Raw genomic sequence first — 15,701 nt, 5'->3', positions numbered from 1 at the left:
GACTTTAATTAAATTGTATCATTATTAACGCGTGGTGCTAGTGAAACTTTTCTAGACAATACTCCATATTAGATGCTAAAATTGCCACTTCTAACCGTTCTTGAAAGCCTGCTAAACTTCGCGCACGATTATTTTCGGCATTATAGTATTTTAATAACGAAAAGTCGGTCTCAATCGTTCGGCGAATTGCTTTTAGGATTCGTGAATTATGCTTCTTAGCGCCAGCCATGTTTTGACGAAATGGAGTCCAAAGCTCATAGCCATCACTAACTAGGTCGGTATGAAGCTGACGGCTAACATAGCCAACATCTGCTAATAAAAAGTGCTCAAGTGGCATAGTGTTTAAGATTAATTCTTCGGCGACCTTACTATCATGGACAGAAGCTTTAGTAACGATGTAGTTGAGCAAGTAACCATCACTACTAACAATCATGTGGACTTTAAACCCATAGTAATACTGTTTTTTCGTAGCGTTATAGCCAATATCAGTACTTCCCCGAAAAATCTTGGCTCGATAATTGCGAACTGGATGACAAACTGGTACTGGAAAGCTATCAATAATTAGGAATTGTCCATGTAAATCAACATCTTGGTTTAGCTTTCGCCTAATTAAACTGAGTAACGGTAGTAATTGGCGAGTGCGACGGTTGAAACGTGACCGAGAAATGGAGCTCACCAAGATCATACAAAAGCGTCGTTGCGATTCGATTCCTAACTGAGTTTGGCAAATCAGAAGGGCTATTAGGGTACTATCATCAACTTTAACTTGGTTGATGTTCGGTCGTTGAACGAGCTTTTTAGGTGCATAAAGCTTATACCAGCGATGGCAGGTACGGTTTAATTGAGCAAAATTAACTTGTAAATGATGGCAATAGTGGTTAGACTTAAGAAGGTTCAACATGATTAAGGCTCTTTTCTATTTAAGTTTTGTATCACTTAATAGTCTAACCATGTTGGGCTTTTTTTGTAAAATCAAACATACTAATGAGTACTAGCACCACGCGTATTATTAGTATCGTAATAATGTAATTCTATTTTTAGAATTAAGTATATTTAACGCGTGGTGCTAGTGAAATTTTTCTAAGCAATATTAGATGCCAGAAACGCTACTTCCAACCGTTATTGAAAGACTGTTAAAATTTGCGCACGATTATTTTTGGCATTATAATATTTCAATAAGGAAAAGTCTGTTTCAATCGTTCGGCAAATTGCTTTTAGTATGTGTGAGTTATGTTCTTTCGTTCCAGCCATGTTTTGGTAAAATGGGGTTTCCAAAGTGTTTGAGCTTCTATCATATGCTCTTTTTCAATAAATTCCATTCAATTACAGAAATTTGACACAATAATGGTACATTAGAATTAGGTAGGTGTGTTAGGTTACTAAGAGAATGGGTGCTGTATCGTTGCCATGATGGAATTTAAGAATAATTTAAATATTGTGCCGTTGTGCTTTTATAGATAAATACTAGCTGAGAAAGTGCAGAGGGTGAATATAGTCACCATAGCTTACTGTTTAGTAGTATTGATAATACACTTGTATTGTTCAATAACATTTGATAAGGAATATAATCATCGATTTAAGATCAAGTGTAGTCATAGCTAAGACTACGTTACTAAATTTTTGGGTTTTCAACGAGTTAAAAAGATATCTTAGTTTGCATCGGCTTTATTCTTAATATTGGCACTATTGGGATCAATCAATATATGGTTTGAATTTCATTGCTATCCCTACTTCTATAAGTTTAGTTTTAAGTGGTTTATTACTATTTGATGAGTCAATTGCTTTATAAACTTGTAGACAGGAATTATTCAAACTAAAAGTGTTTTGGTGACCCTATATTTCCTTTATTCAGATTATATTAATAAATGGTATTTTAGGGTATAATAAAGTATGATTCTTGTCAGAGTAAAGCTATTTTTGTACCTACTTTATAGGTTCAATATGGTGTAAGGAGCGTATTGTATTCTGGTCATAAGTACTTTAGTGCTTTAACAAAACAATTAGTTTGATTAACGTATTAGTTCTCAGGTATAGATACGCGTGATAATCGTGTAAGGTGCCTGAGGACTTTTTAATTTAAATAATAATTGAGGAGAAATAATATGACACAAAATTACAATGCAGGAATAACCTCATATGCGTTGTGGTTCAGTGAATTTAAATTAGGTGTTTCTATGTATCAAGAAGGTAACACACTTGATGATATTAAACAGGCTAGCGATAATAACAATGTCTTTGAAATGCCATCACGTAATCGTGCTAAACGAGCATCACGAAATTTAACTAAACGCTTAAAGGCTCTACCTGAAAATATAATTAATCAGTTTGAATTTTTGGATGTCAACAATCAAAAACTAGTAGCTTTGTTATCGATGATGTTAACTAATCGATTACTAAATGAGTTTGTTTATGAGGTTTACCGCAATGAGATTATTCTTGGAGACAAGGTCCTGGAAGAACGTGAAATGATTGAGTTCATAACTAGAAAACAAATGGAAAGTGAACAAATTGCTAAGTGGACAAATGAAACATCCAAAAGGGTTCGAGGTAGCTTAAAAACTATTTTACGTGATGCAGGATTGCTAAAACGTGAAAAGAATATTGATATTGTCCTTCAACCATTTATTGATCTTCACCTAGCTAAATTAATGAAGCAAGACCACTTAAATAAGGAGTTAACCGCATTAGGAGGGCAAGGCTGATGGGTGAAGATGAGCAATTACATTTTGAAAAATTGATTCAGAAAATTCAAGAACCTGATTTTCAACGTAATCAAGGGTTGTCAAATGAAGTTGGGTACTATATTTACCCGTACAATGTTGCAGATACACCTAAAGTGCGTGCAAATTTAGATGACCTTACTAAGTCTGAAACAGCAATGAAAATTAACCTAAAAGTATTTGATTTGTATGACATTATGCTGGATAGCATTCACAAATTAAAAGGGATAGCAGATGATGACCCATTTCGGATTTTAGCTAAAATGGAAAAGCAAAGCGGAATCGATCAAGTAGCTCAGCAAATTAATAACTTGATGCGAATGGATGAAAACCATAATGATGTTGTTAGGTATGTCCAGGATCACATTGATGATCAGCATTGTGTGATTTTCATAACTGGTGTTGGGAAGGTTTACCCGCTGATTAGAGCGCACAAAGTGTTAAATACAATGCATCAAGTGTTGGATAAAAATCCAGTTGTGATGTTTTATCCCGGTAAGTATAATGAACAAAATTTACAAATTTTTGGTGAAGCTAACGACCAAAATTATTATCGTGCATTTTCAATTTAGTAATTAATAATTTAGGAGAAAACAATGATTATTAAAGATATTTTTGCAAAAGACATTAATCGAAATATTCGTGGGGTCATTAAGATTGGCCAAGAAGCTGAAACCATAAAAAAACAAGAGCTCGAAGAATACGTGGTAACTGATGAACTTCAGTCTCACTTTAAAAGATTCTTTTCAGCTTATGTTAATAGTATTAATCGGCCAACTGATGCAACTGGTGTTTGGATTAGCGGTTTCTTTGGATCCGGTAAATCTCATTTCCTTAAGATCTTGTCTTACCTACTAGACAATTCTATGGTGGCTGGGAAGCGGCCAATTGATTATTTCAGGGATGATAGCAAAATTAAGGATCCGGACACTATCCAGCTAATTGAACAATCAGAGCAAGTTCCGACCGATGTTGTCTTATTTAACATTGATGCTAAAGCGGATGCTAATGCAGCGGCAGATAAGTCGGCTATTCTCACTGTTTTTCTTCGAGTCTTTAATGAAAAACTGGGATATGATTCTAATCCGTCTGTGGCTAATCTAGAACGTTGGCTAGATGATCATGGTCAGTATCAGGCGTTTAAGGACGCTTTTTACAAAGCTTCTGGCAGTCACTGGGTTGATGTTCGTAATAGTTTTAGTTTTATCAAAAATAGTGTTAAAGAAGCCTTAGTGCAATCCGGATCGATGACTGAAGGTAATGCTGCCGATTATTTATCTAATATGGGAAACTTCACGATTAATCCTGAAGAGTTTGCGGGAATGGTTAAGAAGTACCTTGATAAGAAGGGCAATAATCATCATATTATCTTTTTGGCCGATGAAGTAGGACAGTTCATCGGCGATAATGGGGACCGGATGTTAAACCTACAAACCATTGTTGAACAACTTCAAACACAATGTGCTGGCCAAGCATGGGTTGTAGTAACTTCCCAGCAACAAATTGATGAGGTTACTGCTAACTTTACTAATCAAAAGCGTGAAGACCTTTCAAAGATTCAGGGACGTTTTAACACAATGATTAACATGTCATCCGCTAATGCCAATGAAGTTATTCAGAAACGATTATTGGCTAAGAAGCCAATGGCAAGTGATCAGTTAGCAGCTATTTTTGAAGAAAATCATTACAACATTAATAACAAGATTAATTTTAGCGATCAGGTCAGTCGTAAGAAATATGCAGACGATAATGACTTTATTACAAATTATCCGTTTATCCCCTATCAGTTTGACCTTCTTAAGGATGTATTAGGAGCAGTTAGAAAACATGGGGCAGAAGGTAAGCATATGTCAGATGGCGAGCGTTCGTTGCTTGCTACTTTTCAGGCAGCAACAGTTACCTATGAAGATGATAAAGTTGGTCGCTTAGTGCCCTTTTCTGCTTTTTTTAGGGGAATGTATGAATTCTTAAGTCATGATCATCAAGTAGTATTTACCAATGCTGAGGGTAACGATGCCGTTTGCCCAAATGGTAATCATGATACTTTAGCTATGCAAGTTCTTGAAGTTCTGTTCATGGTTAAATATCTTGATAATTTCCCCGCAACATTAGAAAATATTACCACGTTATTGATTGATGGAATTTTTACTGATCGTGAAGACCTAACGTCTAAGGTAAAAAAGGCATTAGAACTTTTGATTTCTCAAAAATACGTTCAGTTGAATGTCGAAACATATGAATTTTTAACTGATAAAGAACAGGATGTCAACGAAGCAATTAATAGTTACGAAGTTGATGATACCTACATCATTAATAAGATTGGTGGATATCTAATTGGTGACAAGTACCTGAGTGATCGTTATGTGCCAAAGCATATGGGTAACCAATATGTATTTAACTTTAATATTTATATTGATGGATCGGCATACGGGAGATCTAATAACAATCAAAGTTTACGGATCGTTACGCCGTTAAACCCAGCTGGCGAAGAGCAATATCGCATGACTGCCCAAAGTGGCAGTACTGTTGTGCTTGTCCTACCAGACAACAACAGCTACATCTCTAATTTTCGCCGTGCCGGGCAGATTGAACAATACATTCAAAAGTCTGCTGGAAACTTTGATAATCAAGAAGGTGCTATCCGTTTAGGCAAAATGGATGAGCGAAAGAAGCTGGAAAAAGCTGCCGATAGAGCCCTCTTAAATGATTTAAATAACTCTACTATCTACGTCATGAATGACATTCTGGATGATAATACCGATATTACAAGCCGGTTAAGTAATGCTTATCAAGAAGTCATTGATTCTAGTTACCGCAACTTGAGTTATCTGACCGCGATTAAGGATGAAAAAGACGTACTTCACCTGTTAAAAGGTACCGGTGAAGAGGCAAATACGATAATTGATGACAATCAACAAGCGGTTCAGGCAGTGATTGATTACCTGATGATGAAAACTAATCAGGGAATGCAAGCACTGTCGATGGAAAACATCCGTGATCACTTTAATGAAATTCCGTTTGGATATAATGACGAAGATATTGCTTGGTTGGTAGCGAAGGCATTTAAAGACGGCAAGGTTAAATTAGCATTTAATAATGCTCCGATTTCTATTAGCGATGCGGCTAATAATGCTCAATTAATTACTGGCTACTTAACGAAAAAACAGCAAGTAAGAAAGCTAACCTTGCAAATTGTCCGGGAAGTTCCAGGAAAACAGAGGAAAGCTGCACGTGATTTTGTGAAGGATATTTTACACAAGCGCAGCATTCTTGCTGATAATGATTCGACTGAGCAGTTGGCAGCTAAAATTGTTACCACTACTAAAGAAAAAATCAATGAACTAAATGGCTTTGATGCCTTCCCTCAGGGCCCAGGGAAAGCCTTGATTGATCAGGGGGTAGAATTGTTAAAACCAATCGCCAATTCAGGTAATAATAGTGAACGAATATATGGCTTGATTGATAAACACCTAGATGAGTTAGAAGATTGGCTAGAAGACATGGATGATAATGGTATCTCTGATTTCTATCATTCTGATACTCAGAAATCGGTTTGGCGGAGATCGTTGGACTACATGGATAGATATAACCTAGCAAAGGGATTTATTGATTCTGATAATGCTGTTCATAAAACTGCACAAACCATTAAGGAAAGCCTTAAGAAGCAAAATATTAGTCGGGTCATTCCTCAACTAGAAGCCTTGAATCAGGATTTTGCTACCCAATTTAATGATTTAGTTGATGAGTTGTATCGTCAATACCAGGACAAGAGTGAAAATTACTCGCAATTGCTGAAACAACGTTTAGCAGACGCTAATTTTCCAGAGCAAACTGCTAACAAACTTCAGCAGCGGATTCAGGATAGAATTACAAGAGATAACCAAATTGCTGAGCAAAAGAGTAATGATGGCAAGTACACCGAATTAAATGATCAAATCCAGTTGCTGAGACGAGATACGGACCAATTACAACGGAAAATTGACGAAACTAGTCAACAAATTGCTCGAGATTTACGCCGTAAGCAAGAATTGGCAGAACAAGCAACGGAATATGATTCTAATGAGCGGCCTCATCCGGTTAAAAGCATCCCCCATGAAGTAGTTCATACTAAACGGGTAAAGACAATTAAGATTAGTGATCTTGAAGGACAAGCATGGCGAATTACTAGTGATAGTGATTTGGATAGCTATATTAACCAGTTAAAGCAGTCCTTACAACGTGAAATAGATTTAAACGATATTGTGAATGTTGATTTTAAGTAGGGTAAAAAATGGATAAGGAAAAGATAAAGAATTTTGCCGTTAATGCACGTAAAGAATTAATAGATAGTGTTCGGCAACGATTGGCAAACTTTGGGATTGATAAAACAGGAATAGCCGATGAGCTACCAATTTCCACCGCAGCTGTTAAGTACTATACTAATGAACACTTCCCATTAAAGGGGAAGGCGATTGACTGGCGTAAGCAAATAGTTAGTCGACTTAATCAGGATACCAATCAAGAATGGAATAAAAAACTGAGTCAGTTTATCGATGAAGTTGCTTATACCTGGTTTAACCGGATTATTGCCATCCGTTTTATGGAGGTAAATGATTACCTACCTAGTAGGACACGGGTTCTTTCAAGTGAAGAGGGCCGAGTTGAACCTGATATGTTAAACCATGCTTTGGAAATTGAGGATGACCTGGGCGGATATAGCGATGAAGAACGGGTCCAAATAACGGATGCTTTGACAAGTCGTAAGCCTGCACAATTGGATAAAATATTTGGCATGTTATTCATCAAACAAACAGATGAATTATCAAATCTACTACCAGGATTGTTTGAAAAGACTTCTGATTATATGAAGCTTTTGTTTGTACCTAATTACAGTAATGGAGTTATTAAACAGCTGATTGATGAGATTCCAGAAGAAGACTTTGATGTATCAAAGTCTGGCCAGGTGTCCATTATTGGCTGGTTATACCAATACTATATTTCTGAATTGCATGATCAGGTCGTTAATATTACAGGGAAAAAAGCAGTAAAAAAAGCCGATATTCCTGCAGCTACTCAGTTATTTACAACAGACTGGGTAGTCAAATACATGGTTGATAATTCCCTTGGTAAATACTATTTAGAACGTCATCCCCAAAGTAGTATTAAAGATGATCTTAAATACTTATTGCCCGCAAAAATGGAATTGGTGCAGAATGGCAAGCAGCTTATTGAATACAAGTTTCTGGATAATGCCATGGGTTCAGGCCATGTTTTAATATATGCCTTTGACGTGTTTATGAAGATGTATCAAGAGGAGGGATACTCCTCTCGTGAGGCGGTCCTTCTTATTCTTGAGAATAATCTGTATGGCTTTGAAATTGACAAGCGAGCTTACCAGCTGGCCTATTTTGCTGTAATGATGAAAGCCCGGCAGTATGACCGACGAATATTTAAGAGAGATATTCATCTCAATCTATACCTCTTTAAGGATTTAGTATTGCCGAGTGCATTTTATGATAGGTTGCCACAACAGATTGCTGACGAATTAAAAGAAACTATGGCGGATTTTTCTAATGCAACTGAATATGGGGCAATTATGCAGATTAACAGTCATCATGATTGGGATAAATTAATGGCAACAGTAAACTCAATTGAGCCGGTTGAAGACTTGGATATTGATGGTATTAATAGGGCCAAGGATAATGCCTTACAAGCGCTTAATTTGATGAAGTTACTGACTTCTAAGTATGAAGTAGTAGTAACGAATCCACCATATCTAAACAAATTTGATAAAACACTTAAGAAGTATCTAAATAATCATTATCATGATTATTCTAAGGATCTATTTGCAGTATTCGTATACCATAATCAAGAATTATTATCTAATAATGGGTATGCTGGCTTTATGACACCGTTTGTATGGATGTTTATTAAGACATATGAGCCCCTTAGAAGGATAATTATCAATCATGTTAAGATAGATAGCTTGATCCAAATGGAGTATTCCGCGTATGAAGAAGCTACAGTTCCAATTGATAGCTTTGTTCTAAAGAAAACACATGAAGATACTATCGGCACCTACATTCGTTTGTCCAATTTTAAAGGAGGAATGGATGCACAAAGAGACAAAGTTATTAAAGCTATTGATAATCCTAACAGTGATTATCTATACCATACTGATCAGGACAACTTTAATAAAATCCCTGGTTCTCCCATAGCTTATTGGGCTCCTCAAGCATTAATTAATGACTTTGAAAAGGGTAAACCATTAGGACAACTTGTTGATGCTAAAGTAGGCCTTCAAACAGGTAATAATAAGCGATTCTTGCGCTATTGGTATGAAGTTGATTTTAATAATATCTACTTTGATGCTCATAATACTAATGAAGCGAAGCAATCTGGTAAAAAGTGGTTCCCATATAATAAGGGCGGCTCTTACCGTAAATGGTATGGAAACTATGACTATGTGGTAAATTGGGAAAATGATGGCTATGAGATCAAGCACTTTACCGATTCAAGGGGAAAGGTACGGTCCAGACCACAAAATACCGAGTACTATTTCAAAAATGCAATTACTTGGCCATTAATTACCAGTGGTAATTTTAGTATGCGTTTTAGAAAATTCGGTAGTATACATGATGTTGCTGGTATGTCTGCATTTAGCGACAACCCTAATACGTTAAAGCTTATATTAGGATTAGGAAATTCATCCATTATGAAACAATTAGTGGGTTTATTAAACCCAACTATTAATTACCAAATTGGTGACATTGAACGAATCCCGGTACTTAATATGGATAAGACTACTGAAAACGTGGTAATTCAGCAGGTAGATCATGCTATCAGCTTAAGTAAACATGACTGGGATCAACAGGAGGAATCTTGGGATTATAGAATGCCTTCTGTAATTCAGTATGAAGGTTCAAATATAGAACAATCGTTAAATACTTGGCTAAGAGATCTTCAGTCTAGGTACTCTTCCATGAAGAACATAGAACAGAATCTTAATGATATTTTTAATCGCTTGTATGGATTAGACCGAACTGAGGATAGTATAGAATCTCCAATTTCTATTAAATTACCTGAATCTCATGAGACTGCTATTTTCGCAGTTAATTCATTATTATCTTATTTTGTCGGATGTATATTCGGACGTTACTCTTTAGATAAACTAGGATTAGTGTATGCAGGTGGTGACTGGAATGGATCGGCATACACTAGCTTTAAGCCTAACCAGGATAACCTAATCTTGCTAACGGATCGTGATTACTTTGGGGATGAACGAGACATCATTAACCGCTTGAAGGAATTTCTACGTATTACCTTTGCCCCTTCGTCCTTAAACGATAATCTACATTTTATTGCCAAAACACTTGATCCTAAAAAGTCTGAACGAGGTGAAAGTGATGAGCAGATTATTCGTAACTATTTCCTCAATGATTTTTATAAGGATCATGATAAAACGTATCATAAGCGGCCTATTTACTGGCAGTTTAATAGCGGTCGTAACGATGGGTTTAAGGCCTTGATGTACTTACATCGATATAATAAAGACGAATTGGCAATGGTTCGTAACTACTTACACGACTTGCAAGCTGCATATAGTAACACCATTAAATTTAATGATGAACAGGAAACGAAATCCTCGACAGCACGCGAGAAGAATCAGTATCGTAAAGATACAGTTAAGCTAAATAAAAAGGTAACTGAGGTTATTAAATATGATGAAGCACTTCAACACCAAGCGTTAGCTCAGGTTTCCATTGACCTAGATGATGGTGTTGTTGTTAACCATGCTAAGGTTCAAGGTAACGAAGAATTGTTCTCTAAATTGTAGAACATTGTTAAATTAATTGAACAAACCGGGGATGGGGTCTAACATCTCCGGTTTTAATAGTGCACCCGGCAATATGTCTTCGCTGGTATCTGCAAGGGCTACTGGCGAACTGCACACAGTAAGACCTTGAGCTATTTTCTAACTAATAGAAAATTGGAGGAGCTGTGACATAACTCACGGTTAGGTAGCCTAGGACGATTGTTGGTATGGAACGGGCCAGCAATTGTCCGTAACTAGACTCTAAGGTCCTGGGTTATGGCACGTGATATCTTTGTAATATTCGACAATTAGGAAAAGGGCCTGTAGCAAAACATGATTTTGTCACAGGCCCTCCAGTCAATTTAAAGTGATTAAGTTGTCGAACCGCCGTATACGGAACCGTACGTACGGTGGTGTGTGAGGTCGGTAATTGAACTAATCAATTACCTCCTACTCGATTAGAGAAATTGTATATACGCTAGAGTAAAAACGGAAATGTGACGGATGGGGATTCCCTGGAAGAGTAGAGTAAATTCGTCGGCACTTGTGAATCTAAAAAAATAACTACTCAATTATTGGTATATACGTTATAATATAATTGTATATATTACTAGAACAAATAGAGGTGTTTAAATTGGCTATCAAGTCACCAACTAAAATTTTTAAGACTGGTAATTCTAGTGCTGTGCGATTAAGCAAAGATATTATGAAAGCTGCTGGATTAAAGGTTAATGACCCAATTGATGTTACGGTTAATCAACAAGATGGCAGCGTGGTTATTAAACCTATTAAAGAAACAAACGGGTTTCATGACCGTTTTGAAGAACTCTTAAATAAGAGTATGAAGGATGATCAAGAAGCTTTGGACTTTTTAAAGGATAAGTAAAAAATGAATTATTTGACTGAAGAAGAAATTATGGAAATTAACCGCCAAATAATTCAGTATGCAGGGGAAGGGATGATTCAGATTTTAGATCCGAACGGGCTAAATAGTATTGTTGAAGCTCCTCAGCAAACTTTCTTTGGCCGGGAGGCCTATCCAACAGTTTGGCTAAAGGCAGCGTATTACCTACAGAAGCTTACTAAAAAGCATGTTTTTGCTGATGGTAATAAACGAACAGCATTAGAAGCAACGAAAGTGTTTCTTCTGCTAAACAATATTAATGTAAAATTTTATGGCATTGAAGCTGGACAAATGGTCTTAGATGTTACTAATTCTCCTGACTCAGAGGAGGTCATGTTAAAAGTAGCAAGATATTTGAAAAATCATCAAATTAAAAACAAGAGTGAGTAGTATGATGCAATTAAAGTTAGACAAAATAGTTAAAGAAATTAATCATTATTTTGACCAAGGATATCAGTATGTATTTTGGTATGATCCTGATGGTGAATTTGCAGATGATGTAACTGAAGACAATCAGTATTTAGAAGATAATTTAGCTGCTGAATTACAGACCGTTGGTGCGAAGGAACAGTTTAAAATCAAGCGAAAACTACTGGATAAAAAGAATCAGGACCGTAGTTTTTTAGTTTATGTAAAAGCAAAAAGGCCTCAGCTACAATTTGATTATTTTGCTGATATGGAGCGTTATGGCCATGTATTTAGTGCTAAGGCTAGCGATATAGTGTTTGAACAATTGGCTGAGCAATTAAACTTTGATAATTCAAAAAGGAATTTTGTCAAAAAATATTTAAAATATTTTCGGGCTAAGTCCAGGCGTCAAACATATATTCAAAATTTTGAGTCAAGATTAATAAATCATCCTGAATTAATGATCTTATCTAATTTAGCTGGCTTAGATCAGTTTGATGAAAATTTACTATTGATGGCAGTCTTCAAAGGAGGAATGGACGAATCTAATAACAAGATTATTCGATCATTCAGTAAATATGATGTTTTGCCATTATTTTGGCAGATATACGATAAATATTTTGGCTGCAGTAATGTTAGGAGCTTAAAGGGACTGTTCGATGGTGCTTTCGTTACAAGCGTCTATAGTCAATTAGAAGAAAAAATTCCATCAGATTTATTAGCCCAACCTTTTGAAAATTATTCGAACGTGCAAGTTTTCATGAAGCGCTTTAGTGATTCTCGTAAATACCAAGAACTATACCAGAATTTAACGGGAACGGCATGGAATGAACTTAAGCTAGGTACTTACCTAAAAGATGAAAACGTTCAAGATTTATTAAGAGTTGACGGTATAAAACAGATTGACGAATTGCTCTTAGAAAGAGTCAGAGCCAATTTTAATGCGGATGGTACTGTCACTGATGGTGATGAGACTATCGGTGTAATCGATCAAGTAACCGGAGGAGTAAATGCGTTTAATCCGGAATTCAACTTTTTAAAAGAGACTTATCATGTGTTGAAGTATCGACCACGATTCTATGATGACTGGCATGAAATGCTTAATGATTATATAAATAAAGTTTTTGAAGTTGATACTCATTACCGCTACTTGGTGACTAATTACCGACGTATTTCCGAAGATAAGCGTCACAAATATGAAGACATTAAGCGTATGGTTGATGATTATTACAACAATCAGATATTAGATCAGTCTGTTCGTGAATGGAATACTACTTTCCAACTTCAAGATGTTGAATCTAATCAGCGGGAACAAAACTTCTATAGGAACTTTGTTCATGGTGCTAATGAGCGGATTGTGGTGATTATTTCAGATGCCTTTCGATATGAAGCAGCACGTGAGCTTCAAGCTCAGATAGCTAATGATGATAGGATTACAAGTAAAATGAACTATCTACTGACCGGATTACCATCCGTTACTTATATGGGGATGCCTTCACTCCTGCCCCACCATAAGCTGGAGTGGCAAAAGGATAATGTGCTGGTAGATGGTCATATGGCTAATAATGCTGATAATCGCCGTAAAATTTTACAATTATGGGATAAAAATAATGACCTATTAAAACTGGACGATATTCTAAAAGCTACCAGTAAGGAAATTAAGACCATGATTGCTAACAAAAATGTTATCTATGTGTATCACAATCAGGTTGATGCAATTGGCGATAATTTAAAAACGGAAGACGAGACTTTTAGGGCGACTGATCAAGCAATTGATGAGATAAGAAGAGCTATTCAAGTATTAAGAACAAATAGCGTATCGCATATTATCGTGACTGCTGATCATGGCTTTATCTACCGTGAAGCGTCAGTGGAGGAACAAAGTAAAATTGATATTCCAGCAAGTGATTATAATGGTAAAATATCACCGCGCTATTTGATGACACTAGATGACCTTTCGAATATTCCTGGGGTTATGTCAGTGAAACTGGGCATTAGTCTGACAAATAATGATCAAACGAATGTTTATTACCCTGCTACTGTGAATGTTTTTAAGTCCCAAGGTGGTAAAAATTATGTACACGGCGGATCATCATTACAGGAAATGGTAATTCCTGTATTAGATATGAGAATGAACTCGTCAAGATCAAAGGCCGAGTTTGCCGAAATAAGATTAGCAGCTACTCAACATAGTATTAATGCCCTAAGGATGACGTTGAAATTCAATCAAGTCGAACCAATTAGTGACTTGATAAGGCCTCGTAAATTTAACATCTACTTCATGAATCAATTTGGACAGGTAATTTCAAATGTTGCTACTATTAACGCTAATCGAACAGATGCAGAGATTAATCAACCATTATCAGCAGATATCGTAATACAAAATCGACAATATGATCGGAGTGAAGATTACTATCTAGTTATTGATCCGGATAAGGGATCGATTACTAATCCTAGATACCACTATCAAATGAACCTGATAAATGATTAAATCAGTTAATAACAAGAGTATGGAAATCTCCTAACGGCTAGTAGGATTTAGGGCTGTGGGGGATTTTTTGGTTTGTTTGGTAATTTGATTGGAAATAAGGTAAGCACCGAAGGGAAGCTTTTTAGAATATATTGATTATATCCTCTATTTGACGTTTTAAACTGCCTTTAAAAAAAGGCTTCTTAAAACTCGCACCAATAACATTATTATAGTAATCACTGTTTAAAAAATTTTTTAATGACTCACGCATCTGATCGTACTTATTAATATCGGCGTTACGGTGATTAATTTCTTTATCGAAGTGCTCGAAACGGTTGAAAACATATTCCTTAGTACGTTTGTACTTGCGACTGATACTTCTATCAATAGCGCGAACATCTGCGTCGTTGAGTGTGACGGAAAAGGCATCACTATTACCATTAATAACTTCGCTTAAATTACGGCGAATATATAATGATACGGGTTCTAAAGGATGTAATACGGAGTCGAGATTTTCCATCTCACGTTTTAACGAAATTCCTTTTTGATGTTTATAGTGAACAATCAGCTTGTCATGTAAATTCAAATTGGCATATGATTCAGTAGTGTTAGTATGAAGTTTACTGTTATTAAAATCTATATTACTAGACGGTAACGTTATTAGCTTGTATTGATCTGGCACCTCCTTAGCAAACTTTTTTGCCATTTTTAATACACTCTTTTGATTAATTCCTATTGATTCTGATGATTTGTGGCCCAAAGATAGGTGCCCCTGAATGTCGTATGTAATTCTATCCATACTGTAGTAAAGATCCATGTTGTTATTCTTAGGGCTAATAACGCCCCATTCTATTTCTTCGTACAGACCATTGTTGCTATTTTTAGTTGATTTTAATGTTGATATTAGGTTAAGTAGTTTAGCAATTTCCTCACTATCCAATACTGAAAGTGTAGACAAAGAAGCGGCGTGAAGGTCATCTGGGTCTCCATTATTCATGCCTTTTAATAGCATGGTCTTTTGGCGGTCGATTTGGCGCCAATTAATATTAGCATTTGCTAATAATTTATTTAGACGAGATCTAGAAATACTGTTCTTAAAATTTCCTTCTGCGGGGAAATTGATGATTCTTAGTATTTCTTCAATTGAACAATATATTTTACCATTATCCAGCTCCAAGTACGTTTGGGGCTGGATTTCTTTGTATTTGTACATAATAACACTCCAATCTTGAACGCAAAAAAGTGTCCGTATTTTTAATAGGAATTATGAGTGACAATAAAAATGTCAAAAGGAAAGCGGCCGTTTGAATTTTGATATCAACAATTAAATTTTAGCATTTACTAATAACGTAGTGCCATTTGTAAGTAATGATGGTCAATAGTTAACGAATAAAGTTAATAATA

General features: G+C 35.9%; 9 protein-coding genes and 1 pseudogene. 7 read left to right on the top strand and 3 right to left on the bottom strand.

The genetic code is table 11. The features are described from left to right. Nucleotides 1-37 precede the first annotated feature (37 nt). Both KZE55_RS08445 and KZE55_RS10345 read right to left on the bottom strand, forming a co-directional pair. Nucleotides 38-898 (bottom strand): IS982 family transposase, encoded by an 861-nt coding sequence (locus KZE55_RS08445; protein ID WP_222259876.1) that lies wholly within the window; start codon nucleotides 896-898, stop codon nucleotides 38-40. 221 nt (nucleotides 899-1,119) lie between these two features. After that, nucleotides 1,120-1,275 (bottom strand): annotated as a pseudogene (locus KZE55_RS10345) (IS982 family transposase); the annotation flags it as partial. A gap of 827 nt (nucleotides 1,276-2,102) precedes the next feature. Here KZE55_RS10345 and KZE55_RS08440 point away from each other — a divergent pair. The 7 genes from KZE55_RS08440 (at nucleotide 2,103) to pglZ (ending at nucleotide 14,318) form a co-directional block, all read left to right on the top strand. Then, nucleotides 2,103-2,702, top strand: coding sequence for a DUF1819 family protein (locus KZE55_RS08440; RefSeq protein ID WP_222258124.1), 600 nt, complete (start codon nucleotides 2,103-2,105; stop codon nucleotides 2,700-2,702). Further along, complete coding sequence (locus tag KZE55_RS08435; protein WP_222258123.1) at nucleotides 2,702-3,292, top strand: DUF1788 domain-containing protein; 591 nt, start codon at nucleotides 2,702-2,704, stop codon at nucleotides 3,290-3,292. Before KZE55_RS08440 ends, KZE55_RS08435 begins: the two co-directional genes overlap by 1 nt. Nucleotides 3,293-3,316: 24 nt before the next feature. Next, nucleotides 3,317-6,982, top strand: coding sequence for a BREX system P-loop protein BrxC (brxC, locus tag KZE55_RS08430; RefSeq protein ID WP_222258122.1), 3,666 nt, complete (start codon nucleotides 3,317-3,319; stop codon nucleotides 6,980-6,982). 8 nt (nucleotides 6,983-6,990) lie between these two features. Beyond that, nucleotides 6,991-10,536 (top strand): BREX-1 system adenine-specific DNA-methyltransferase PglX, encoded by a 3,546-nt coding sequence (gene pglX / locus KZE55_RS08425; protein ID WP_222258121.1) that lies wholly within the window; start codon nucleotides 6,991-6,993, stop codon nucleotides 10,534-10,536. 604 nt (nucleotides 10,537-11,140) lie between these two features. Further along, complete coding sequence (locus KZE55_RS08420) at nucleotides 11,141-11,401, top strand: AbrB/MazE/SpoVT family DNA-binding domain-containing protein (protein WP_229283206.1); 261 nt, start codon at nucleotides 11,141-11,143, stop codon at nucleotides 11,399-11,401. Between the two features lie 3 nt (nucleotides 11,402-11,404). Further along, a complete protein-coding gene (locus KZE55_RS08415) occupies nucleotides 11,405-11,809 on the top strand; it encodes a type II toxin-antitoxin system death-on-curing family toxin (protein ID WP_222258120.1) in 405 nt (134 codons plus the stop codon). Nucleotide 11,810: 1 nt separating this feature from the next. Beyond that, nucleotides 11,811-14,318: a BREX-1 system phosphatase PglZ type A gene (pglZ, locus tag KZE55_RS08410; protein ID WP_222258119.1), complete on the top strand. Its 2,508-nt coding sequence runs from the start codon at nucleotides 11,811-11,813 to the stop codon at nucleotides 14,316-14,318. A 121-nt stretch (nucleotides 14,319-14,439) separates the two neighbouring features. Here pglZ and KZE55_RS08405 read toward each other — a convergent pair whose 3' ends face one another. Beyond that, the gene (locus KZE55_RS08405; protein ID WP_222258118.1) at nucleotides 14,440-15,510 is read right to left on the bottom strand and encodes a hypothetical protein; all 1,071 of its coding nucleotides are present in this window, start codon (nucleotides 15,508-15,510) and stop codon (nucleotides 14,440-14,442) included. Between the last annotated feature and the right edge of the window lie 191 nt (nucleotides 15,511-15,701).

The organism is Limosilactobacillus panis (assembly GCF_019797825.1).
In the GTDB taxonomy this organism is placed as follows: domain Bacteria; phylum Bacillota; class Bacilli; order Lactobacillales; family Lactobacillaceae; genus Limosilactobacillus; species Limosilactobacillus panis_A.
Note: the sequence above shows the minus strand (reverse complement) of the source record. Positions and strands in the feature narration are given on the sequence as shown.